We start from the raw sequence: 22,561 nt of genomic DNA on the forward strand, positions 1-22,561 counted from the left end.
ATGAACGCTTATATCCTGAACTTTTGCCCCACCGGCATGGTGCCCACCAAGCACATGAACCCGCATACGCCGGTGAGCACGTCGGAAATCATTGAAGATGTATTGATGGCCTCCGAACTGGGGGCCTCCATCGCCCACTTGCACGCCCGGGATCAAAAAACCGGCGAACCCACAGGCGACCTCAATACCTTCGCCGCAATCATCGAAGGCATCCGCAAATACAACAAGCAACTGATCTTGTGCGTTTCGCTCAGCGGTCGCAATGTTTCCGATCCGGCACTCAGGGCCCTGCCCCTTTCGCTGGATGGCGAGGCCAAACCCGATATGGGTTCATTGACGTTATCGTCCATGAACTTTGCCACTCAAGCGAGCATCAATGCCCCGGGCACGATCAACTACCTCGCCGGGCAAATGGCGCTCAAGGGCATCTCACCCGAAGTTGAGATATTCGACAGCGGCATGTCGAGCTGCCTGAACAGCCTGATCAAAAAATCGTTAATGCCGCCCACTGTCTACGCCAATATTTTGCTGGGTAATTTGTTTGGTGCCCAACCAAGTTTCGCCCATATCGCCGCCATTACCAGTTCGTTGCCTGGCAATGTCGTGAGTTCCTTTGCCGGGCTGGGCAGTTATCAACTGCGCAGCAACGCCCTGGCCCTGGCCGCAGGTCACGGCATCCGCGTCGGCCTTGAGGACAATATCTGGTTCGACCACGAACGCACCACCCTGGCGAGCAACCGCAGTTTGCTGGAGCGCATCACGGCCATTGCCAACCTTCAGCAATTGACCCCCGCCACCCCGATGCAGGTCCGGGAGCGCCTGGGCTTGCAGCCCGGGCAAGGTCGCTATGGCCTGGTCCCTGTTGCTGACCAATACAGGGAAGCCGCCCATGGATAATGTCTGGTTTACGCCCGAGGGCTATCAACGCACGTCGCGGAACCTGCAAAGACGCTGTTTGCAGCTGCTGCTGTCCTTCGCCCCGCCCCGGGGCACCCTGCTGGATGTCGGCTGTGGAACCGGCAATACATTGCTGTTTGCGGACAAGGAACACATTGAACAGTATGTGGGCATTGATATTTCCCAGGACATGATTGCGTATGCCAACCGGGCCCACGCAGCCCCCCATGTCAGGTTTATGGTCAGTGACTTTCTCGATTACCCCCTTGAGCAATTACCGCTGTTTGATGCCGCCATTTGTGCCGCCTGTTTGCACTGGTTTATCCCCCACGAACAAACCGTTATCGACAAGTTGGCCGACGCTATAAAGCCGGGCGGTTATCTGTATTTGTCCTGCGCCTTTGACTTCGATTATGTCTTGGGCGAGCGCGCGATCCAGGAACAGGTGCTGATGGATATCCGCCGGCAATACCCCTGTATTGCCGACCCGGTGGTATTCGATGACTTTCGTTTCAACAGAAGCTCCCTGATCGACGCACTGCACGACTTTGAAATCATTCGCTCGCACCGTATCGAAGAACCCGTGCAGTTTGAGAACTTCGAAGACTTCAGAGATTGGCACCTGGGCAGCGGCTCGGTGATTTACGCTCAGTTCGATGAACGATTCCGCGAACGGGCAATTACCGATTACTACCAGAAACTGTATGAACACTATTGTGCCGGCACTTATAAAACCGCGTATTCCACTGGCCTTATGCTGCTTGAAAGGAGGAAAGCCTGATGTATACCGGCATTGTGCAAGGCACTGCCCGCGTTCTCTCCCTGCACAAGGAGACAGGGCACCAGAGGGTGGTACTGGTCCAGGGGTCGCCCCTGTTCGATAACATTGATATTGGCGCCAGCGTGTCGGTCAACGGCACATGCCTGACAGTGACCGCTTACTCGTCTGACAGCGCCACCTTCGATATCTCCAATCGGACAGCGGAAATCACCACGCTTGAGCACCTGCGGGTGAATGACCAGGTCAATATCGAACGCTCCCACCGAGCAGGTGAAGAAAACGGCGGGCACGCGCTCTACGGCCACATTGAAAGCACCGCGCAGGTGGTGTCGTGGCAGCCACTGGGCGAAACCGTGAGCGCCGTTTTGCGGCTGGAACCGGCGACCTCGGCTTATGTGTTCGAGAAAGGGTTTATCGGCCTGCATGGCTGTAGCCTGACTGTTGACCGCCTGGATGAAGAGCGGCACACGGTCACGGTCAACCTGATCCCGCAAACCCTGGCCCTGACGAACTTGAGCGGCTTGCAGGTGGGTGACCGGGTCAATGTTGAAATAGACCAGACTACGCGAACGTTGGTGGATACCCTGCAACGAACGCTGGCTCGCCAGCGCGGCCGGCCAAGGGCTATTCGTAGCAGCTGACGAGCGCAGCGAGGCTGCGGGACGTAGCCTCGTTCTACTCGTCAACTGCTACAGGTGCAGCGTGATCCAGGTGTGAATTCTGTAGCCGCTGACGAGCTGCGCTCCTCAGCGGCTACAGGTTTTGTGCATTGCTGCCCCTACTCGATCCCCACCTGGTTACGGCCGTTTTTCTTGGCCAGGTAAAGCCCCTTGTCCGCCGCCGAAATCAGCTCGCGGCAGTTACTGCCCTGCTGCGGGGTCATGGTCGACAGGCCAATGCTGATGGTCAGGCTGGAACCCGCTGTCGGCGAAATATGCGGGATCTTCATCGCTTCTACCGCCATGCGCAGCTTTTCTGCCACCAGCCGGGAGCCACCCTGAGAGGTATTGGGCAGCACGATGGCAAACTCCTCACCACCATAACGGGCCGGCAAGTCCGATGGCCGGCTGCTGGCATCCCGGATGGCTGCAGCCACCTTGCGCAACGCTTCATCACCGTCCAGATGACCGAAGGAGTCATTGTAGGATTTGAAGTAATCGACATCGATCATCAACAACGACAACTGGGTCTGCTCACGCATGGCACGACGCCATTCCAGTTCGAGGTATTCATCGAAGTGACGACGATTGGACAGCCCGGTCAGGCCATCGGAGTTCATCAGCCGTTGCAGCACCAGATTGGTATCCAGCAACTGCTGCTGGCTGACCCGCAGCGCACGGTAGGCCGCATCACGCTGCAACAGCGTCATGTAGGAGCGCGAGTGATAGCGGATGCGCGCCACCAGTTCGATGTTGTCCGGCAGTTTCACCAGGTAATCATTGGCCCCGGCCGAAAACGCCGCGCTTTTGATCAGCGGGTCTTCTTTGGTGGACAACACGATAATCGGGATATTTTGCGTCGCCGGGTGGTTGCGGTATTCGCGCACCAGGCTCAAGCCATCCAGCCCCGGCATCACCAGATCCTGCAAAATCACCGTCGGCTTGATGCGGATGGCCTGGGCAATGGCCTGGTGCGGGTCCGCACAAAAGTGAAAATCAATGTTCTGTTCAAGGGCCAACCCTCGGCGCACGGCTTCGCCGATCATTGCCTGATCGTCTACCAGCAACACCATGGCCGCGTTTTCATCAGTTTTAACGTCGTCCAACTGCAAGTCGCTCATGCGCGTTCACCTGAATTACTGCCTTCAAGCCAGTCCTGCGGGGTTTTACCAGTCATTTGGCAAATTTCTCCAGCAAGCGTGGCGCAATCTTGTCCAACGGGCGGATCTCAACCGCAGCATCAATGGCGGCCGCCGCTTTGGGCATACCGTACACCGAGCTGCTCTGTTGGTCCTGGGCGATGGTTAGGAAACCTTGTTCGCGCATGAGTTTGAGGCCCTGGGCCCCGTCACGCCCCATGCCGGTCAACAGCACTCCCACCGCATCGCCACTCCAGTAGCGGGCAACACTTTCAAAAAAAACATCTATCGATGGTCGATAGATTTCGTTAACCGGTTCCGCGGTGTATGCCAGCGTACCGTTTTTCAACAAGCGGATATGGTGGTTGGTGCCCGCCAGCAGCACGGTCCCCACCTGCGGCGCTTCACCGTCCCGGGCCAGACGCACGTCAAGCCCGCACGAACTGCTCAGCCATTCGGCCATGCCGGCGGCAAACACCTGATCCACATGCTGGACCAGTACGATGGCGGCCCCGAAGTTTCTCGGCAAGCCCTTGAGCAGGGTTTCCAACGCTGCCGGGCCGCCAGCCGATGAGCCGATGGCCACCAGGGCACCCCGGCCACCCTGCACTCGCGGCTGGGCCGCTACCTGCCTGACGCGCTTTTCAGTCTGGCCCATCAGCCAGCCGACATTGAGGATCTTGCGCAACAGAGGCGCCGCCGCTTCCCTGGGGTTGCTGCCGCCCAGTACAGGGGTATCCACCACATCCAGGGCACCAAAGCCCATCGCTTCGAATACGCGGTGTACGTTCTGCTCCCGATCTATGGTCACAATCACGATGGCGCACGGGCTTTCGGCCATGATCCGGCGTGTGGCTTCGACGCCATCCATGACCGGCATGATCAGGTCCATCAAGATCAGGTCCGGGGTGTCCTCGGCGCACAGGCGCACTGCCTCCAGGCCGTCGCCGGCAACCCAGATCACCTGATGGGCGGGCTCGAATGCCAGCGCCCGGCGCAAGGCCTCAACCGCCAGGGGCATATCGTTGACGATGGCGATTCTCATGTCTGGGCTCCTCCAATGAGCTCAACCACTGCATCGAGCAGGGCATCGTCATGGAAACTGGCTTTGGCTAGATAATAGTCGGCTCCTGCATCCAGGCCGCGCCGACGGTCTTCTTCACGATCCTTGTACGACACCACCATCACCGGCATCGATTGCAAGCGGTTATCGCGACGCAACAAGGTAACCAGTTCAATGCCATCCATGCGCGGCATATCGATGTCAGTAATCAACAGATCGAAGTGTTCGGCACGCAAGGCGTTCCAGCCGTCCATGCCGTCAACCGCCACGGCCACTTCATAACCGCGGTTGAGCAGCAGTTTGCGCTGCAGTTCACGCACCGTCAGTGAGTCATCCACCACCAGAATACGTTTGCGGGTCAGTTCGGCGGTATGCCGGTTACGCCGGTCGATACGCTCTAGCCGCCCGGTATTGAGCAATTTGTCGACCGAGCGCAGCATATCTTCAACATCCACGATCAGCACCGGCGAGCCATCATCCAGCAAGGCCCCGGCGGAAATATCCTGGACCTTGCCCAGGCGCGGATCCAGGGGCAGTACCACCAGGGTGCGCTCGCCGATAAAACGCTCCACGGCCACGCCATACACCGCATCGCGCTCGCGAATCACCACCACCTTGAGGGTTTCGTCATCGCTCTGACCGGGCTGGCGCTGCAGCAGCTGGCTGGCGGCAACCAGGCCCACATGCCGGCCTTCGTGCCAGAAGTGCTGACGGCCTTCAAGCTGCACGATGTCTTCGGGCTGCAGGTCACGCATGCGCTCGATATGGGCCAGCGGGAAGGCATACGCCTCGTCTGCCACTTCAACCACCAGGCTGCGCACCACGGACAGAGTCAACGGCACCTCAAGGTGGAAGCGGCTGCCATGCTGCGGGGTGTGCTCCAGCACAATGGCACCGCGCAACAGGCGCACCATATGCTGTACGGCATCCAGCCCCACACCGCGCCCCGAGACTTCGGTCACGGTGTCGCGCAGGCTGAAGCCGGGTAGAAACAGGAAGGTCAGCAGTTCTTCTTCGCTCAGTTGCGCCACTGTCTCCTCGGTGGACAGCTGACGCTCGACGATTGTGCGGCGCAAACGCTCCAGATCGACTCCGGCACCGTCATCGCTCAATTCCAGCACCAGCAACCCGGCCTGGTGGGAGATACGCAGGCGGATCAGCCCTTCGGCTGGCTTGCCCGCCAGCAAGCGCTGCTCCGGGGTTTCGATACCGTGATCGACGGCATTGCGCAGCAAATGGATCAAGGGCGCTTCGAGCTTTTCCAGCACGTCGCGGTCAACCTGGGTTTTTTCGCCTTCGATTTCCAGGCGGATCTGCTTGCCCAGGGCACGCCCCAGATCACGCACCATGCGCTCCTGCCCCACCAGGACATCGGCGAAAGGCCGCATGCGACAAGCCAGGGCAGTGTCGTAGAGCAATTGCGCGCGCTGGCCTGCCTGCCAGCAAAACTCGTCGAGTTCGGCGGTCTGTTCGCCGAGCAGGTGCTGGGACTCGGCCAGCATCTGCCGGGCATCGACCAGGGCCTGCTCGGCTTCATGGCTGATACCCGCGACCTTGAGGTGCTCATTGAGCGTATCCATAGCCCGCAAGTTGGTGCTTTGCATGCGTTTAAGGCGTTGCAAGGTCACCAGAAAGGGCTTGAGGCGCTGGGTTTCGACCAGGGATTTACTCGACAGGTCGAGCAGGCTGTTCAGGCGCTGGGCCGTGACCCGCAAGACCCGCTCGCCGCTTTCGGTCAGGCGCTGGGGACGCCGCGCAGGCTCCGCTGCTGCCTCGACAGGGACCTCAACCTGTTGCTCAACCACCGGCTCAGGGGCCCGCTCGGGCACAGCTGGCGCGGGCATCAGCAGCAGCTGCGACACATCAAACTCGGGCGGCGCCACCCGCGCACTGGGCGCAGACGGGTCCAGCAGCTCATTCATGTGTGCCACATAGCCGTCAATGTCCTGAGGCGTGACGGTATTGCCGGGGGTGGCGATGCGCATCAACAGATCGGTGCCCTGCAACAGCGCGTCAATATGCTCGCGTTGCAGGTACAGGCGGCCTTCCTGGGCACTGACCAGGCAGTCTTCCATGACATGGGACACGCTCACGCCGGCATCCACGCCGACAATCCGCGCCGCCCCCTTCAGGGAATGGGCCGCACGCATGCAGGCTTCCAGCTGGTCGGCCTGGGTCGGGTTGCGCTCCAGCGCCAGCAGGCCTTCGTTGAGCACCTGGGTTTGGGCCTCGGCCTCCAGGCTGAACAACTCAAGCAGCGAGGCGTCGCGCATTTGCTCGGGGGTCATGTCAGGCTCCGGGTGATTGCGCTCAGCAGTTGCTCTTCATCCAGTAAACGCAGGCTGCGGGTTTTCCACTGCAGCACACCCCGGGTGTATTTGGCGCTGGCATGCTCGCCAGACAGCGACGCGGCATTGAGGTCGCCCTCGGCGATATTATGAATGCCATCCACTTCATCCACCGGCAGTACCACTGCCCCGCCGTGGGCCGCCACAATCAGCATGCGCGGCATCACCCGCAACGATGAGGCACCCGGCTCGGCAGGGTCGAGGCCCAGCAGTTCAACCAGCGACAGGCAGGGCACCAAAGTGCCGCGCACATTGGCCACACCGCGCAAGGCCCGGGAACGCTGGTGCGGCAGAGAATGAATGGTCTGTATCGGCGCCACTTCATCCAGGCAGCGGGTGGGCAGCCCCAGCCACTCTTCACCCAGGCGGAAAACCACCAGTGAGCAGGTAGCCACCTTTTGTTCATGGGCCTGCGGGGCATACAGCTCCTGGCCCTGCTGCTCAAACGAATAACGGTCCAGCAAACGGGTCGCGGCGGCGGCGTAGGTGCCGCAGTTGCGGCAATGGATATGCTGGGGCAGCAACGGGCAGCTTTTGTCACCGTAAATGCCAATACGGTTCCAGCAGTCATCAATGGCCTGCGCTTCGGAGTGAATCAAGCTCTGTGCTGCTAAAGCGCTCATTGTTTACGCTCACTTTGGGTGGAACGCCCGTTCCGGGCTGCGCGCTCGTGCAGGCGCCGCGCGCCTGCTTCATCGCCTTGTGAAGCCAGCAGCGCCGCCAGATGGGCCAGTGCTTCTGAATGCTGGGGTTGCAGGTACAACGCCTTGCGGTAGAAACCCTGGGCCTGCGCGGTCTGGCCCTGCACATCACTGAGCAGGCCCAGCCAGTAGAAGACCTCGGCCTGCGGGTCGTGCCGCTGCAGGAACTGCTCGCACGCTGCCTGCGCCTCGCGGCTTTTGCCCTCATTGGCCAAGGTGGCAATCTGCTCAAGCAGCATGCCCGGCGCGTCGGCTGACGATGCGGTTGTTGCCGCCGGAGCGTGTGAACGCGGGGCAAAAGGCCGGCTGGCCAGTGGCGCTACAGGCATGGGCGCTGGCGCTTTGGGCCGGGCCAGTGGCTTGGGTTCGGCAGGCGCCTGGCGCGCCGCAGGCACTGGCTCATGACTGTGGCAAAAAGCGAATGACTGCGGGGCACCGATCGAGCGCATGCCCAGTCGGCTGAGCAAGCTGCCTTCGGCCGGGCCGATAAATAAAACCCCGTCATCACGAGTCAGACGCTTGAGCACATCCAGCGCCTGCTGCTGGGTTTTAAGATCAAAGTAAATCAACAGGTTGCGGCAAAATACAAAGTCATACGGTTCGTGGCTGGCGAGCAGGATCGGGTCCAACAGGTTGCCGACGGTGAAGCTGACCTGCCCGCAGACGCGCTCCGACAATTGATAACCGTCGTTGTCGATACTGAAGTAGCGCTCACGAAAATCCGTGGGCTGGCCACGAAAAGAGTTTTTGCCATACAACGCGTTTTGCGCGCGTTGCACCGACAGCGGGCTGACATCCAGGGCCTCGACCTTGAATTGATGCGCAGCAAAACCGGCATCAAAAAGCGCCATCGCAATCGAATACGGCTCTTCACCGGTCGAGCACGGCAGGCTGAGGATGCGCAATGTGCGACGGCTGCCGATTTCTGCCAGGCGCTGCCTGGCCAGGCGGCCCAGCGTGGCAAAGGATTCGGGGTAACGGAAAAACCAGGTCTCGGGCACGATCACCGATTCGATCAGCGCTTGCTGTTCGTCCTGGGAGCTGAGCAAACGCTGCCAGTAGCGATCGTTGTCGGGCATGTCCAATGCCATGCAGCGCTGGCGAACGGCACGCTCGATAATCGCCGGGCCGACTGAAGCCACATCCAGGCCGATGCGTTGCTTCAAATAATCGAAAAACCGTTGGTCAAGGCTCATGGCGCCACCTGGGCACAGGTGTCTTCTTCACCCTCGGCAAACAACAGTGCAGACACTGCCGGGCTGAGCAGGTCATCGACACTCAACCATTGCAACAGCCCGGCCTCGTCCTTGCGCACCGGCCCCAGATACGGCGCATCACGGTTATCAACGCCATAGGGTTGAAAGTCCGCCGGATCACAGCGCAACGTGTCACTGGCCTGCTCAAGCAGCAGGCCGAGCAATCGTGCGCGGTAGTTGACCAGCACCAGCCGGGTGCTGGTGCGGGCCACGGCGGGGCTGCCAAAGGTCATGGCGCTGATATCGATCACCGGCACCATGTGCTCACGATGGGCAAACACCCCCGCGACCCACGCCGGAGCATGGGCGATCGGTTTGAGCGGCAAGCGCGGCAACACCTCGACTACATCAGTGGCGGCCAGGGCATAACGCTCATTGTCGATAAAAAACACCAGGAACAGGCGCCTTGACGACACCTTTGCGCCCGCCTGTTTGGTTGCAAGCTCGTTCATCAGACTTTGAAACGCGAAACGCCGCTGCGCAGCCCAACGGCAACCTGACTCAATTCGTCGATCGCGAAGCTGGCCTGACGCAGGGACTCGACGGTCTGGCTGCTGGCATCGCCCAGCTGCACCAGCGCAAGGTTGATCTGCTCGGCACCCGTGGCCTGAGCCTGCATGCCCTCATTGACCATCAGCACGCGCGGCGCCAGGGCCTGGACCTGATGGATGATCTGCGACAGTTGCTCGCCCACTTGCTGCACCTCGGACATGCCGCGGCGCACTTCTTCGGAGAACTTGTCCATGCCCATCACGCCCGCGGAAACCGCCGACTGAATCTCGCGCACCATCTGCTCGATATCGTAGGTGGCCACGGCAGTCTGGTCGGCCAAACGGCGCACTTCAGTGGCCACCACGGCAAAACCGCGGCCATATTCACCGGCTTTTTCAGCTTCGATAGCAGCGTTAAGCGACAGCAAATTGGTCTGGTCGGCCACTTTGACGATGGTCACCACCACCTGATTGATGTTGCCGGCTTTCTCATTGAGGATCGCCAGCTTGGCGTTGACCAGATCGGCCGCGCCCATCACCGAATGCATGGTTTCTTCCATGCGCGCCAGGCCTTGCTGCCCGGAACCGGCCAGGATCGAAGCCTGATCGGCAGCCGAGGTCACTTCGGTCATGGTGCGCACCAGATCACGGGACGTGGCGGCGATTTCCCGGGACGTAGCGCCGATCTCTGTGGTGGTGGCTGCGGTTTCAGTGGCGGTAGCCTGTTGTTGCTTGGAGGTGGCGGCAATTTCCGTAACCGAGGTAGTGACCTGCACCGAAGAGCGCTGAGCCTGGGAAACCAGCGTCGTCAGCTCGGCCATCATGTCGTTGAAGCCGGTTTCCACGGCGCCAAACTCGTCCTTGCGTTCCAGGTTCAAGCGCGAGCTCAGGTCACCGGAACGCATCACTTCCAGAATCGATACGATGCGCTGCATCGGCGACATGATTGCCCGCAGCAGCAGGAAGCCGCAAAGCGCAGCGGCAAGTACGGCAATCACCAGCGAAATGATCATGCTGACCTTCGCGGTAACGACGGCCTGGGCAATCGTGTCACTTGCCTGGGCTGCAGACTGACGGTTGGTATCGATCAGGAAGTTGAGTTGTTTACGCCCGGCCATCCAGGCCGGGGCCAACTCCTCGCTGACCAGACGCTGGGCCTGGTCGAACTGCTTGCTTTCGTACAGCGCAATCACCTTGGCCAAGTCTTCAGAGTACTGCTTGTGCAGCACCTCGAACTCATCGAAATTGGCGCGGTCATCACCGTCGAAAATAGTCCCGCGGTAGTGCTCCAGCTCTTGATTGAGACGGTCCTCATAGCTGGCGTAAAGTTTGCGGTCTTCGTTGGTCAGGTCACGGCGGTTGTCTGCGCCGATCAATTGCAGGGTCAGGACATAACTGTCCACCCAGGCACTGCGGATCATCGAACTGTAATAGACCCCGGGAATCGCATCGGTGCGCACTGTTTCCTCGCTGCTTTCAATCGACAGCAGGCGCGAGTAAGACGCAACAACCATCAGCAGCATAATGGCGATGATTACAGCAAAGCTCGCCAAGATGCGTTGGCGTAACGTCCAGTTCTTCACAGTCGATCCTCGGGGTGCCATTAAAATGATGGTGAGTATAGCCGAGGGCGCGCAATGATTCGTACAGGCGTTGAGACAGATCTCACAGCAATAGACAAATATTCCTACATATAAAACTTCAATCCTGTGGGAGCGGGCTTGCTCGCGATGCAGGCGCCGCGGTCTGCCGGGCTGACCGTGTCGAAGCCATCGCGAGCAAGCCCGCTTCCACAAAAGGTGGCCGGTTATCAGAACATCAGTGCATTGCTCAGGTCGCCCATCGGCACCTGCCCGCGCGCCTTCATGGCGTCGTCGCGCTGCTTGAGGCCATCCAGCACTTCCAGCTGATGCACCCGGGTAATCAGGCGCAGGATCGAGGCAGTGTCATACACCGTGTGATCCACCGTGCCCTTGCGGGCGAAAGGTGACACCACCAGTGCCGGAATCCGTGTACCGGGCCCCCAGCGATCGCCCTTGGGCGGTGCAACGTGGTCCCACCAACCGCCGTTTTCATCGACAGTGAGCACGATCACCATGTTCTGCCACTGCGGGCTGTTGCGCAGCACCTTGAGCACGCGATCAAGGTGACGGTCACCGGCAGCCACATCGGCATACCCGGCGTGCAGGTTGAGGTTGCCCTGGGGCTTGTAGAAGCTCACGGCCGGCAGCTTGCCAGCCTCGGCGTCGGCCAGAAAACGGTTGGTAGCCACTTCGTCGCCCAGCCCCCCATCACGCAGGCGCTTGCTGCGCTCCTGCGGGTTCTCCGGGCCTTGTTGCACAAAGTAATTGAACGGCTGGTGGTGGTACTGGAAGTTGGGGATCTTGGGGATGCCGTCCGAGCCCTTGTACTGCTCCAGCGTGGCCTGCCAGGCGCCCGCGTACCAGGCCCAGTCGATGTTCTTTTTGCTCAGTTTGTCGCCAATATGCTCATGGCTTTGTGGCACCAGTACGCTCGGCAGGTCGGGTTTGGCGTAGTCCGGGCGCTCGGGGTCGCGGATCCAGGTCGGCCAGTACGGTGGGGCCATGGTATTGACGGCAAAACCGTCGGGTGTGAGCGCGCTGGGGCCGAACTGCGGGGCGCCGGTCATGGCGCTGGCCGGGGACTTGGCCAGGGGCTGGAGGCGCGTACCGGTGGGGTCGTCCCCTTGCAGCACGGCAATCTGCCCCTCCGCCACGGAGGTGCCCGCATTCGGATAAAACGGCACCGCCGCGCTGACCAGGTACTGGTGGTTAAGGAACGAACCGCCGAAAGCGCCCTGGAAGAAGTTGTCACACAACACGAATTCCCGGGCCACGTCCCACAGGCGCAGCGAGTACTGCGACTGGCCGTAGTAACCCATCGGCAGGCCACCCGAGTCACCCCAGGCGACGAACTGGTCATTTTTGCCATCGTTGATCTGCATCTGGTTCTGATAGAACACGTGCCACAGGTCGCGGGTTACCAGGTTCAGCGGCAAGTCTTCCTGATTGGGCCCTTTGAGGGCAAAGGGGGCGTTGGGCAGGTTCTGCTGGTACTGCTCGCCCGGGGCATAGGTCACCCCATCGACCGTCTGAGGCCCGACTTGCACGACCCCGCCCCAGGCGGGTGGCAAGGTTTGTAACAAGCTGCCATCACGGTCGCGCTGCTGATAATCGGCAGGCTTGAGGGCTGACAAGGGTTTTTCGACACCGGGAAAGTTGGCAAACAGATTATTGAAGCTGCGGTTCTCGGCATAGATCACCACGATGGTCTTGACCTGCTCGTGGAGTTTTTTGTCCAGATCAGCAGGTGTCAACGGCTGCGACTGGACAGGCCGGCCCTGCTCGCTGGCACCGCAAGCGCTCAGGGTAGCGGCCCCGACGCCCAGTGCGGCAGCACCGGCGAGGAAGCGACGGCGGCTGCTGTCAGCCAGGAGCTGGGTGTCCGGGTCTTTCTTGTCGCTCATTGCAAATCCCTGTTGAGGCGTAACAAATTATTTCTGGCGGGCAGACTAGCAGGGGATTATGACGGGGAAGTTGCAGTAGATCGAAGCCGGGGAGCATAAAAAACGCCCCGGACCGTAGCGGTTCGGGGCGTCTAAAACAGCTATATCGCGGAACATCGCCCGCAGAGTGGGTTAGCCGTGTGCCTGTTTTACCTGGGCCTCCAGCTCGGTCTTCAGGCCCGGGTCGAGCTTGAGCTGTTTGGCCAGCTCTTCCAGATAGGCGCGCTCCATAAAATGCTCTTCGTCCACCAGAACAAGGCTGGCGATATACATTTCGGCCGCGATTTCCGGGGTAGTTGCAGCACGGGCCACTTCGGCGGGGTCCAGCGGCTTGTTCAGCTCTGCTTGCAACCATTGGCGCAGCGCAGGGTCACCATTGAGCTTGTTCAGTTCGCCATCGATCAATTGGCGCTCGCGCTCATCCACATGGCCATCAGCCTTGGCGGCAGCCACCAGCGCCTTGAGGATTGCCTGGCTGTGTTGCTCCACTTGCGGTGCCGGGACGCGGTCAATGGTCTGCGGTTCGGTCTGCGGTGCCGTGCCCTGATTGGCCTGCCAGTTGCCGTAGGCTTTATAGGCCAGCACGCCCAAGGCCGCCAGGCCACCATAGGTCAGCGCCTGGCCACCATATTTTCGGGCACTTTTGTTGCCCAGCAGCAGGCCCAGGGCACTGGCTGCCAGGGCACCGCCGCCCGCACCGGAAAGCATGCCGCCCAGCCCCCCGGAGCCAAGCAGGTCTCCCAGGCCACCTTTGCCACCAGTGGAGGCGCCACCTTGGGTACCGGTTTTTTTCTCCAGCATCTGTTGGCCGGATTTAAGCAGTTGGTCGAGCAAACTCATAAGCATCCTCTCGTAACAGGGTCAGGGGGAGCCAGAAAGCCCGCCAGCAGGCGGGCTTATCGTAAAGAGCAAGGGGATCAGTCTCGCAGGTCGGACTCATGAATCGGTTGGTCGCGATGGGTTGCACGCTGATACTGGGCTGGCCAGGTCGCCTTTTTGCCGCCCAGGTCATCGTCTGCGTGCAGCGGCCAGTACGGGTCACGCAACAGCTCGCGGGCCAGCAGGATCAAATTGGCCTGCCCGGTGCGCAGGATATGCTCAGCCTGTGCGGGTTCGGTGATCATGCCCACTGTACCGGTGGCGATGCAGGCCTCCTTGCGCACGCGCTCGGCAAAGCGGGTCTGGTAACCCGGCCCGACCGGGATCTCGGCATTGGCTGCAGTACCGCCCGAAGACACGTCGATCAGGTCCACCCCCAATGCCTTGAGACGGCGCGCCAGCTCGACGGTTTCGTCAGGGTTCCAGCCGTCTTCCACCCAATCGGTGGCCGACACCCGCACAAACAGCGGCAGCTCCTGCGGCCATACCCCGCGCACGGCCTCGGTCACCTCCAGGACCAGACGAATTCGATTCTCGAACGAACCACCGTATTGGTCACGTCGCTGGTTGCTCAACGGCGAAAGAAATTGATGCAGCAAGTAACCGTGAGCGGCGTGAACCTCGACCACCGAGAACCCGGCTTCCAGTGCCCGCCTGGCAGCCGCCACGAAAGCCTGGACAACGTCCTTGATCTGGCTTTCATCCAGTTGCGCGGGCGGTGTGTGTTGCGGGTCGAAGGCTATCGGTGACGGCCCGACCGGCACCCAGCCGCCCTCCTCCACCTTGACGCTGCCATGCTTGCCCAGCCAGGGGCGGTGGGTGCTGGCCTTGCGCCCAGCATGGGCCAGCTGGATGCCGGCCACAGCGCCCTGGGCGCGGATAAAGCGGGTGATGCGTTGCAGGGGTTCAATCTGTTCGTCGTTCCACAGGCCCAGATCCTGGGCAGTAATCCGGCCTTCGGGGGTGACAGCAGTAGCTTCGGTAAAAATCAGCCCGGCACCGCCAACGGCACGGCTGCCTAGATGGACCAGGTGCCAGTCATTGGCCAGCCCGTCGACGCTGGAGTACTGGCACATTGGCGAGACCGCAATGCGGTTAAGAAGGGTCAGTTGGCGCAGGGTATAGGGTTCGAGCAGCAGACTCATGGGTCACCTCTAATTCCAGTGGGCAGGCTCCAAGTACTTCTGAAGAGCCTAGTCGACAACACTGGATGAGGGAGGGTTCAAATGCTGCGAGCTGAAGCGGGCCAAATGTGAGGTGAGTCAGATTCAGGTGCCCCCTCGTAGCAGCTGACGAGCGGAGCGAGGCTGCGTCCGGCGGCGCAGCCGTCGTAGAATCAGACTCTGCGCTGTGCCAGTAGAAGCTGGCTATCAGGGTTTACGACGGCTGCGCCGCCGGACGCAGCCTCGCTTCGCTCGTCAGCTGCTACGGCGTTTCTTAAGCTCGTGCTGACGTTAACGCGGTTCGATATGGGCAATCATCAACTGTACGGTTTCGTTGCCGCGAAACTCGTTGAGGTCGAGTTTGTAGGCCAGTTCAACCCAGCGAATGGTCGGGTTCGGCCACACTTCGCGGTCGATCCCGAAAGCAATGCCATCGAGTTTGACGCTGCCACATTCGGTCTTGAGCACCACTTTCAAATGCCGCTCGCCCACGATGCGCTGCTCCACCAGCTGGAACACCCCGTGAAACAACGGCTCGGGAAAGTGCTGGCCCCAAGGCCCGGCATTGCGCAGGGCCCGCGCCAGCTCCAGATGAAACTCTTCAACCGCCAGGCTGCCATCCGACAGCATGCGCCCGGTCAGGTCTTCTTCACGCAATTGACGTCGCACTTCGGCATCAAAAGCCTCACAGAACAGCGGAAAGTTGGCCTCGGGCAAAGTCAGGCCAGCCGCCATCGCATGGCCACCGTATTTGCTGATCAAGTCCGGATGCTGTGCTGCCACCACACTCAACGCATCACGAATATGAAAGCCCGGCACCGAGCGCCCGGAGCCCTTGAGCATGCCATCACCGGCATCGGCAAAAGCGAAGGTCGGTCGGAAGTAACGCTCCTTGAGTCGCGAAGCCAGAATCCCGATCACCCCCTGGTGCCACTCGGGATCGAACAGGCACAGGCCAAACGGCATGCTGTCGATCGTCAGGTCCTTTAGCTGGGCCAGCGCTTCACGTTGCATGCCCTGCTCGATGGATTTGCGGTCCTGGTTCATCTCGTCCAGTTGCGCAGCCATTTCCCGCGCCGCGTTGGCGTCATCGGTAAGCAGGCATTCGATGCCCAGGCTCATGTCGTCCAGGCGCCCGGCAGCGTTCAGGCGCGGCCCGAGGATAAAACCCAGGTCGGTGGAGGTGATTTTCGAGTGGTCACGCTTGGCCACCTCCAGAATTGCCTTGAGCCCCGGCCGCGCACGCCCGGCACGAATGCGCTCAAGCCCTTGATGAACGAGGATGCGGTTGTTGGCATCCAGCGGCACCACGTCCGCCACGCTGCCCAGGGCCACCAGGTCCAGCAGCTCGGCGATATTTGGCGCCTTGCTGTTCTGGTACCAGCCCAGGCTGTTCAAGCGCGCCCGCAAGGCGATCAGCACATAGAAAATCACCCCGACCCCCGCCAGCGCCTTGCTCGGGAACTCGCAGCCGGGCTGGTTGGGGTTGACGATGGCATCCGCGGCCGGCAACTCGCTGCCTGGCAAGTGGTGGTCGGTGACCAGCACGCTCAGACCGGCCTTTTTCGCCGCAGCAACGCCTTCAATACTGGAAATCCCGTTATCGACCGTAATCAGCAACTGCGGCGTGCGGGTCAGCGCGACTTCGACGATTTCCGGGGTCAGGCCATAGCCGTATTCAAACCGGTTGGGCACCAGGTAATCGACATGGGCCGCCCCCAGCAAACGCAAACCGAGCATGCCCACGGTGCTGGCCGTAGCGCCGTCGGCGTCAAAGTCGCCGACGATCAGGATGTGCTGGCGCTGCTCAAGCGCGACCACCAGCAAGTCCACTGCAGCATCGATGCCCTTGAGCTGCTGATACGGAATCAGCCGCGCCAGGCTCTTGTCCAGTTCAGCTTGGGACTGCACACCGCGTGCGGCGTACAGGCGGGTCAGCAGGGTTGGCATTTCGCCCAGAAAAGGCAGGGTTTCAGGCAATGGACGAGGTTCGATGCGCATAAGCAGGTGGAGAGTCTCTGAGCGTAGAAAAAAGTTGTAACTTAGCCGCGTTCGCCTTGCAGCCACTGCAGTTGCACTTCGTGCTGGCCGCGGTCGTCAGTCACGAAAATCGTGCCTTCGCTGATCATTACGTCCCACTTGATAACCCGGGGCATGTCCTTGGCCAGGACTTCAAGAATCTCTTGTGGCACGGCAGCAATGTTGACGTTCTTCAGGTTCTTGATCGCCGGAATGACCTTGCCTTCCCACACGCGCAAGCTGCCATAGGCCAGCAGGCTGGTGCGTTCGGTACGGCGCGAGCACCAGGTCAGGCGGTCGGCATCGGGCTGGCCAACTTCGATCCAGTGCAGGACACGGTCGTCCAGGCTTTTTTCCCACAGGGCTGGTTCGTCTACATCAGACAGACCACGACCAAAAGACAGCTGCTCGTTGTACCAAAAGGCGTAGGCCAGAAGGCGCACGGTCATGCGTTCTTCAGTTTCCGAAGGGTGACGGGCGATGGTCTGCTTGACGCTTTCATAGACCCCGCGATCGAGATCGGTAAGGTTGAGTTCAAACTTGTAGGTCGTGGACGGCTGTGCCATGAACGGGCTTCTTGATACGGAGAAAGGCGGCAAGTCTAACCGATACACCGTGATTGAACGAATCGGCCAGCTTCTTGCCAGCCGCCAGCTATGTTAAAAGGCTGTACTCGCTCGCCCCCTGGACAAGGATTCCACATGCCGCTCGCCACCAAACCCCTTTCGGGCCTTAAAGTCGTCGAATTGGGCACCCTGATCGCCGGGCCTTTTGCATCGCGGATTTGCGCCGAATTCGGCGCCCAGGTGATCAAGGTCGAATCCCCGGACGGCGGCGACCCGCTGCGAAAATGGCGCAAGCTGTATGAGGGCACATCGCTGTGGTGGTTTGTCCAGGCACGCAACAAGAAATCCCTGACCCTGAACCTCAAGCACCCGGATGGCCTGGGCATCCTCAAGGCGCTGCTGGCAGACGCCGATATCCTCATCGAAAACTTTCGCCCCGGCGTACTGGAAAAACTCGGCCTGGGCTGGGAGGTGCTGCATGCGCTGAACCCCAAACTGGTGATGGTGCGCCTGTCCGGCTTTGGCCAGACCGGGCCGATGAAAGACCAGCCGGGGTTTGGCGCGGTCGGCGAATCCATGGGCGGGCTGCGTTATATCACCGGTTTTGAGGACCGCCCGCCGGTGCGCACGGGCATTTCGATCGGCGACTCGATTGCCGCGCTGTGGGGCGTGATTGGCGCACTGATGGCCTTGCGTCATCGCGAGGTCAACGGCGGCCAGGGCCAGGTGGTAGACGTGGCGCTGTACGAGGCCATTTTTGCCATGATGGAAAGCATGGTGCCAGAGTTCGATGTATTCGGTTTTATCCGTGAGCGTACCGGCAATATCATGCCGGGTATTACCCCCTCCTCGATCCACACCAGCCAGGACGGCAAGCATGTGCAGATCGGCGCCAACGGTGACGCCATCTTCAAGCGCTTTATGCAGATTATCGGCCGTGACGACCTGGCCAATGACCCGGCGCTGGCGAGCAACGATGGCCGCGACGCGCGACGCGACGAGCTGTATGGCGTGATTGACCGCTGGGTCGGTTCACTGCCGCTGGCAACGGTGCTTGAACAACTGGCTGCGGCACAGGTGCCGGCCAGCCGTATTTTTTCGGCAGAAGATATGTTCAGCGACCCGCAATTTCTGGCCCGAGAGATGTTTCTGCAGGCCAAACTGCCGGACGGCAAGGACTTCAAGATGCCGGGTATCGTGCCCAGGCTGTCCGATACCCCGGGCTCGGCGGATTGGGTCGGCCCGCAGCTGGGCGAGCACAATCACGAGGTATTGAGCGGCCTGGGTTACGACGCCGCGGCAATTGCCAGCCTCAAGCAGTCAGGCGCCATCTAGGCATGCTGGCCATTTTTGCTGGCAAGCGAAGGAGATCAGCACGATGACTTGTCCCTCGATGCGGCGGAGCCTTTGGGCTGGCCTGATCGCCTCGCTGATGCTGGGTTGGGCTCCTGCAAGCCAGGCGGCGCCAACGCTGATCTGGCTGCTGCGCGACCTGCCGCCCTTGACCGTGTTTCATGGCCCGCAAAAGGGTCAGGGGGTGATCGACAAAATGATGCCCGACCTGATCGCCAACATGCCGCAGTACCAGCACATCGTGATGCAGGTAAACCGCGCACGGGCCCTGCAGATGCTTGAAGAGCAATCGCTGGCCTGCGACCCGGCATTGGTCTGGAACCCGGCTCGCGCCCTGTCGATTGTCTATTCCGACCCCGTTACCGAGCTGCACAGCAATGGCATGGCGATTCTGCGTGAGGACCGGCAACGGCTGCAGCCCTTTATTCATGATGACAAGGTCGACCTGCCGGGCCTGCTCAAGGCACAGACCCTCAAGCTTGGGGTCATTGCCAAACGCAGTTACGGGGTATGGATTGATAACCAGCTGGCGCGGGGCCCGGCGAGCCAGATTGTCATGCATTACGGCAGCGACCCGCTGGCCAGCCTGTTGCAGATGCAACAAGCCGGCCGCATGCCGGCACTGCTGGGCTATTGGCCGGAAATCCAGGCCAAGGCCAGCCAGCAAGGCTTGTCGCCCGAGGCGCTGATGTTTTACCCGATCCAGGGCGCGCCCGAGTTTCAGCCCATTTACGTCGGATGCACGGACACGCCTGAAGGCCGCGAGGTGATCAGCCACGTCAATTCGATTTTGCTCAAACTGGGGCCAGCGCCCCCGTCCAGCCTGGATGTGCATTGACAAAAAAAAGCCATAAAAAAACCCCGAACAGTGGGGAGGCTGCCCGGGGTCTAACAAGGTCATGATGACCTGCTCAACAGGCTACAAGCATCGGAGCAATAAACTTGCCCCTGTTGATAATAAATCTGACATGCCTGGGCTGGCGGAAGTTCCCCCGTGCGGGCAATTAATTTGTGCCGCTCTCCCCTGTACACCGGTGTGACTGCCGATAAAGATCCAGCAACTGCCCCAACCCGGCCACGGTCACCGGTTTGGGCAGGCACCCCAGCACCTCAAGCCCGTGCCGACGGGCCATGCGGGCCGCCATTTCGATCACATGGGGCGCAGCCGCACTCGAGATGATCAACGCCGTGGCATCACGCTTGAGCGCCAGCTCGCGGATAAGCTGCAGCCCTGAAGGCCCCTCCATGTACAGATCGCAAATAGCCACATCAATAGCCCCGCGATTGAGCAGCGAATGGCGGGCAGAATCCACGCTTTCGGCGGTCAACACGTCAAAAATACGGAATGCATTCAACATTTGATGCAACACCATCAATTGAAATGGGTTGTCTTCAAGAATCAATACTTTCAACGGTCGCATCATGGGCCTTCAGGGCATAAACCTGATGTTACAGAGGTGGTAAACCTTAGTAGGCTCAACAGCCGCATAACATAGGACAATTCCGCAATTGGCGTGGGAATGCGCTACAAGCGATTTTCACCGCCTAAAATGCCCCGTGACTCCCATTTCCTGGCTTCTGACTTGTCAAACCAGCCCCCTACCAGCCCCTCCATACGGCCGGTTTCCGAGTAGAACGGCGCGGCCCACTGATAGATTTCCATCCCGCCGGTTTTAAACTCCACCCAACGCTTCTGGTAGCACGGTTTACGGCTTTGAATCATGTTCAGGATTTCGCGCTGAAACTTTTCGGCCAGCTCCTGGGAAAACAAATCCACTTCAGTCACCTTCAACCCGCAAATTTGCCCCAGGCGGACCGACAAGCGTTCCTCATAGCTTTGATTACAGGTAATCAACTGGCCCTCCAGGCCAACCACAAAAATCGGGCTGGGGATGCCATCCAGAAAGCGGTGGCTGAGCTTCAATTGTTCTATGAGGCTCAGTTCGTACTCGCGCCCGGCCCCCAGTTGCCTGCGCAAAAAACCGTTGTAGAAAAGTGACATAAGCCCGACCGAGCACAAGCCCGCAATCGCCCACCACAGCCCCGGTGAGTGGTACAGGCCACCCTCGATAATCAGCGGCTGGCCAGCCCCACCCAGCCATGTGGTGCGCAGCGCGCGGATATCGGCCACTGGGATGGCCTCCAGGGCCTTGTTCATGATGCTGAACAGCTCCGGGTAGCGGGCTGGTACCGAAAAAGTGGCGGCCGCCCATTGCCCTTCAACACTGCGCCCGACTTTCAACCGCCCCGGCGGATACAGATAGGCCTGCGTCTCGGTCTGGATCGTCGCATCCGCATCGCCATTGGCCACCGCGTGACGGGCCTGGGCATAGGTCTCAACCAGACGCAGGGTGACTGCGGGGTATTCACGCCGAATGTAGTCTTCAAGGGCATGCCTGGCCGGCAGCACCAGGACCTTGCCGGCAAGCTGGCTCAGCGAGCCCAGCCGGGAATCATTGACGCGCACTACAAACACCCAGGGTGCCCCGCCGTATGAGTGGGTGAAGTTCAGGAAGGCCTTGCGCTCACGGCTTCTGGAGAGGCTTGAGTTCATTTGCGCCTCGCCGCTTTTGAGCATGTCGAGGATTTGCACGGTTGAAAACGCCTCTTTATGAACAAATTGCAGGCCGGTCATGCGAGAAATGCGCGCCAGAATGTCAATGCTCAGGCCCGCCCAGCGGCCGTCGCCGGTCCTGAAGCCGTAAAGGGGAAACTGCTGGGTGGCCAGGGTTACAACCGGATTGCGCTGGATCCACTCCCGTTCGGTGGGCAGCAGATCGATGCGCTGCTGCGCAATGCTGCCTTCCAGCCCGCTGGTCCAGCGCGAAAGCACCATGCGCGTTGCACGCTCATCGAGGCTTTCAAGTGCGCGATCGATCAGTGACGCCAGCCTGGAGCTGGAATGACGCGTGGCAAAAGCAAAGCCGAATGCGGGCAAGGCACTGTCACCGACAATGCGCAGCCCCGAGTGCGGACGAAAGCTTTTGAATGACTGCACGATCAGTTCATTGCCGATAAAGGCATCGATATCGCCCTCGGTCAGCGCGTCCATTGCATTGTGCAGATCGGAAATGATGACGATCTCACTGCTCGGGTAAAACGCCTGGGCTGTATGAAAATCGACGTATCCGGCCATAAAGCCGATTTTTTTGCCGGCCCAGTTGCCGACCGGCCCTTCATCATCGGTCCGGCAAACCACAACCAGGCGGTCGGCCATGTACTCCTGGGACAGAACAACGCCTTCGATACCACGCTCGAATCCGCTGGCGCTGGTCAGGATATCGACTTCGCCGGCCAGTAGCCGGGCAACCGCCTGCTCCCGCGTCCTGTAGCCCAGGACCTCAACGGGCACCCCCAGCTTGTCGCGCAGGATGCTCAAGTAATCGGCACTGAGGCCTTGGTAGTTGTTGCGGTCGGTGATGATGTCGACAGGTTCGTAATCAACGGTGGCGATACCGATCCGCAAGGTGCCCTGGCTGGCCAGCCATTGCCGGTCGGCGGCGTCCAGCTGCATTGGCACGGGCTCGACAGCGCTGCTCGAAAGCCTGAAGGGTATGCCCGGTTCGCCGATGACCGGCTGGGCAAGACTGAACATGCCCATAGCCAGCACTATGCGCATCCATGTTTGAAATGCCTGGTGAATACATGACATGACAGCATCCTTGACCGGGTATTCGCCAGCATACGAGGGGCGAAAACCAGGCAAGTTTGCCATGCACC

The 22,561-nt window shown here is 60.4% G+C and carries 19 protein-coding genes; 5 read left to right on the top strand and 14 right to left on the bottom strand.

The features are described 5' to 3' along the window. From AB3G35_RS21780 to AB3G35_RS21790, 3 genes are read left to right on the top strand one after another with little or no spacing between them, the layout of a single operon-like run. Positions 1-897 (top strand): 3-keto-5-aminohexanoate cleavage protein, encoded by an 897-nt coding sequence (locus AB3G35_RS21780; RefSeq protein WP_169845181.1) that lies wholly within the window; start codon positions 1-3, stop codon positions 895-897. Next, positions 890-1,678, top strand: coding sequence for a trans-aconitate 2-methyltransferase (locus tag AB3G35_RS21785; RefSeq protein WP_016781941.1), 789 nt, complete (start codon positions 890-892; stop codon positions 1,676-1,678). The genes AB3G35_RS21780 and AB3G35_RS21785 overlap by 8 nt, the downstream gene beginning before the upstream one ends. Further along, complete coding sequence (locus AB3G35_RS21790) at positions 1,678-2,319, top strand: riboflavin synthase subunit alpha (protein ID WP_369782134.1); 642 nt, start codon at positions 1,678-1,680, stop codon at positions 2,317-2,319. Before AB3G35_RS21785 ends, AB3G35_RS21790 begins: the two co-directional genes overlap by 1 nt. Positions 2,320-2,456: 137 nt before the next feature. Here the strand turns inward: AB3G35_RS21790 and AB3G35_RS21795 are convergent, their stop codons facing one another. The 12 genes from AB3G35_RS21795 to AB3G35_RS21850 form a co-directional block, all read right to left on the bottom strand. Then, positions 2,457-3,458, bottom strand: coding sequence for a diguanylate cyclase (locus AB3G35_RS21795; protein ID WP_016781939.1), 1,002 nt, complete (start codon positions 3,456-3,458; stop codon positions 2,457-2,459). A 52-nt stretch (positions 3,459-3,510) separates the two neighbouring features. Continuing rightward, positions 3,511-4,521: a chemotaxis response regulator protein-glutamate methylesterase gene (locus AB3G35_RS21800; RefSeq protein ID WP_083369617.1), complete on the bottom strand. Its 1,011-nt coding sequence runs from the start codon at positions 4,519-4,521 to the stop codon at positions 3,511-3,513. After that, positions 4,518-6,827 carry a hybrid sensor histidine kinase/response regulator gene (locus tag AB3G35_RS21805; RefSeq protein WP_134049694.1) on the bottom strand — a complete coding sequence of 770 codons (2,310 nt, stop codon included), beginning with the start codon at positions 6,825-6,827 and terminating at the stop codon, positions 4,518-4,520. Before AB3G35_RS21805 ends, AB3G35_RS21800 begins: the two co-directional genes overlap by 4 nt. Continuing rightward, positions 6,824-7,510, bottom strand: a complete 687-nt coding sequence (locus AB3G35_RS21810; RefSeq protein WP_016781936.1) for a chemotaxis protein CheW — start codon at positions 7,508-7,510, stop codon at positions 6,824-6,826. The genes AB3G35_RS21805 and AB3G35_RS21810 overlap by 4 nt, the downstream gene beginning before the upstream one ends. After that, complete coding sequence (locus AB3G35_RS21815; protein WP_016781935.1) at positions 7,507-8,784, bottom strand: protein-glutamate O-methyltransferase CheR; 1,278 nt, start codon at positions 8,782-8,784, stop codon at positions 7,507-7,509. The genes AB3G35_RS21810 and AB3G35_RS21815 overlap by 4 nt, the downstream gene beginning before the upstream one ends. Further along, the gene (locus AB3G35_RS21820) at positions 8,781-9,296 is read right to left on the bottom strand and encodes a chemotaxis protein CheW (RefSeq protein ID WP_016781934.1); all 516 of its coding nucleotides are present in this window, start codon (positions 9,294-9,296) and stop codon (positions 8,781-8,783) included. Before AB3G35_RS21820 ends, AB3G35_RS21815 begins: the two co-directional genes overlap by 4 nt. After that, positions 9,296-10,939, bottom strand: a complete 1,644-nt coding sequence (locus AB3G35_RS21825; protein ID WP_186349549.1) for a methyl-accepting chemotaxis protein — start codon at positions 10,937-10,939, stop codon at positions 9,296-9,298. The genes AB3G35_RS21820 and AB3G35_RS21825 overlap by 1 nt, the downstream gene beginning before the upstream one ends. Before the next feature lie 206 nt (positions 10,940-11,145). Next, entirely contained in the window at positions 11,146-12,822 is a 1,677-nt protein-coding gene (locus tag AB3G35_RS21830) for an acid phosphatase (RefSeq protein ID WP_369782135.1), read from the bottom strand. Between the two features lie 171 nt (positions 12,823-12,993). Continuing rightward, on the bottom strand, positions 12,994-13,701 hold the full coding sequence (locus AB3G35_RS21835; protein WP_016781931.1) for a tellurite resistance TerB family protein: 708 nt from the start codon (positions 13,699-13,701) through the stop codon (positions 12,994-12,996). A 77-nt stretch (positions 13,702-13,778) separates the two neighbouring features. Next, positions 13,779-14,885, bottom strand: a complete 1,107-nt coding sequence (locus tag AB3G35_RS21840; protein WP_016781930.1) for an NADH:flavin oxidoreductase/NADH oxidase — start codon at positions 14,883-14,885, stop codon at positions 13,779-13,781. Positions 14,886-15,194: 309 nt separating this feature from the next. After that, complete coding sequence (recJ, locus tag AB3G35_RS21845; protein WP_369782136.1) at positions 15,195-16,904, bottom strand: single-stranded-DNA-specific exonuclease RecJ; 1,710 nt, start codon at positions 16,902-16,904, stop codon at positions 15,195-15,197. 41 nt (positions 16,905-16,945) lie between these two features. After that, the gene (locus AB3G35_RS21850; protein WP_016781928.1) at positions 16,946-17,488 is read right to left on the bottom strand and encodes a YaeQ family protein; all 543 of its coding nucleotides are present in this window, start codon (positions 17,486-17,488) and stop codon (positions 16,946-16,948) included. 135 nt (positions 17,489-17,623) lie between these two features. Here AB3G35_RS21850 and AB3G35_RS21855 point away from each other — a divergent pair, with 135 nt between their 5' ends. Both AB3G35_RS21855 and AB3G35_RS21860 read left to right on the top strand, forming a co-directional pair. After that, positions 17,624-18,823 carry a CaiB/BaiF CoA-transferase family protein gene (locus AB3G35_RS21855; protein WP_016781927.1) on the top strand — a complete coding sequence of 400 codons (1,200 nt, stop codon included), beginning with the start codon at positions 17,624-17,626 and terminating at the stop codon, positions 18,821-18,823. A gap of 43 nt (positions 18,824-18,866) precedes the next feature. Beyond that, positions 18,867-19,679 carry a TIGR02285 family protein gene (locus tag AB3G35_RS21860; protein ID WP_369782137.1) on the top strand — a complete coding sequence of 271 codons (813 nt, stop codon included), beginning with the start codon at positions 18,867-18,869 and terminating at the stop codon, positions 19,677-19,679. A gap of 166 nt (positions 19,680-19,845) precedes the next feature. On the opposite strand, the gene AB3G35_RS21865 is transcribed toward AB3G35_RS21860, so the two are convergent. Together AB3G35_RS21865 and AB3G35_RS21870 are read right to left on the bottom strand one after the other, a co-directional pair. Further along, positions 19,846-20,265: a response regulator gene (locus AB3G35_RS21865; RefSeq protein ID WP_016781925.1), complete on the bottom strand. Its 420-nt coding sequence runs from the start codon at positions 20,263-20,265 to the stop codon at positions 19,846-19,848. Positions 20,266-20,366: 101 nt separating this feature from the next. Further along, a complete protein-coding gene (locus tag AB3G35_RS21870) occupies positions 20,367-22,493 on the bottom strand; it encodes a transporter substrate-binding domain-containing protein (protein ID WP_369782138.1) in 2,127 nt (708 codons plus the stop codon). Positions 22,494-22,561: the final 68 nt, after the last annotated feature.

This window comes from Pseudomonas sp. WC2401 (assembly GCF_041200115.1).
Classification (GTDB): domain Bacteria; phylum Pseudomonadota; class Gammaproteobacteria; order Pseudomonadales; family Pseudomonadaceae; genus Aquipseudomonas; species Aquipseudomonas fragi.

What these genes read in the sequence shown, in the direction of transcription:
- AB3G35_RS21805 (WP_134049694.1), bottom strand. Translation starts at nt 6,827, where the DNA reads ATGACCCCCGAGCAAATGCGCGACGCCTCGCTGCTTGAGTTGTTCAGC.
- AB3G35_RS21815 (WP_016781935.1), bottom strand. Translation starts at nt 8,784, where the DNA reads ATGAGCCTTGACCAACGGTTTTTCGATTATTTGAAGCAACGCATCGGC.
- AB3G35_RS21855 (WP_016781927.1), top strand. Translation starts at nt 17,624, where the DNA reads ATGCCGCTCGCCACCAAACCCCTTTCGGGCCTTAAAGTCGTCGAATTG.
- AB3G35_RS21785 (WP_016781941.1), top strand. Translation starts at nt 890, where the DNA reads ATGGATAATGTCTGGTTTACGCCCGAGGGCTATCAACGCACGTCGCGG.
- AB3G35_RS21870 (WP_369782138.1), bottom strand. Translation starts at nt 22,493, where the DNA reads ATGTCATGTATTCACCAGGCATTTCAAACATGGATGCGCATAGTGCTG.
- AB3G35_RS21865 (WP_016781925.1), bottom strand. Translation starts at nt 20,265, where the DNA reads ATGATGCGACCGTTGAAAGTATTGATTCTTGAAGACAACCCATTTCAA.
- AB3G35_RS21840 (WP_016781930.1), bottom strand. Translation starts at nt 14,885, where the DNA reads ATGAGTCTGCTGCTCGAACCCTATACCCTGCGCCAACTGACCCTTCTT.
- AB3G35_RS21810 (WP_016781936.1), bottom strand. Translation starts at nt 7,510, where the DNA reads ATGAGCGCTTTAGCAGCACAGAGCTTGATTCACTCCGAAGCGCAGGCC.
- AB3G35_RS21830 (WP_369782135.1), bottom strand. Translation starts at nt 12,822, where the DNA reads ATGAGCGACAAGAAAGACCCGGACACCCAGCTCCTGGCTGACAGCAGC.
- recJ (WP_369782136.1), bottom strand. Translation starts at nt 16,904, where the DNA reads ATGCGCATCGAACCTCGTCCATTGCCTGAAACCCTGCCTTTTCTGGGC.
- AB3G35_RS21850 (WP_016781928.1), bottom strand. Translation starts at nt 17,488, where the DNA reads ATGGCACAGCCGTCCACGACCTACAAGTTTGAACTCAACCTTACCGAT.
- AB3G35_RS21800 (WP_083369617.1), bottom strand. Translation starts at nt 4,521, where the DNA reads ATGAGAATCGCCATCGTCAACGATATGCCCCTGGCGGTTGAGGCCTTG.
- AB3G35_RS21825 (WP_186349549.1), bottom strand. Translation starts at nt 10,939, where the DNA reads ATGGCACCCCGAGGATCGACTGTGAAGAACTGGACGTTACGCCAACGC.
- AB3G35_RS21795 (WP_016781939.1), bottom strand. Translation starts at nt 3,458, where the DNA reads ATGAGCGACTTGCAGTTGGACGACGTTAAAACTGATGAAAACGCGGCC.
- AB3G35_RS21790 (WP_369782134.1), top strand. Translation starts at nt 1,678, where the DNA reads ATGTATACCGGCATTGTGCAAGGCACTGCCCGCGTTCTCTCCCTGCAC.
- AB3G35_RS21835 (WP_016781931.1), bottom strand. Translation starts at nt 13,701, where the DNA reads ATGAGTTTGCTCGACCAACTGCTTAAATCCGGCCAACAGATGCTGGAG.
- AB3G35_RS21780 (WP_169845181.1), top strand. Translation starts at nt 1, where the DNA reads ATGAACGCTTATATCCTGAACTTTTGCCCCACCGGCATGGTGCCCACC.
- AB3G35_RS21820 (WP_016781934.1), bottom strand. Translation starts at nt 9,296, where the DNA reads ATGAACGAGCTTGCAACCAAACAGGCGGGCGCAAAGGTGTCGTCAAGG.
- AB3G35_RS21860 (WP_369782137.1), top strand. Translation starts at nt 18,867, where the DNA reads ATGACTTGTCCCTCGATGCGGCGGAGCCTTTGGGCTGGCCTGATCGCC.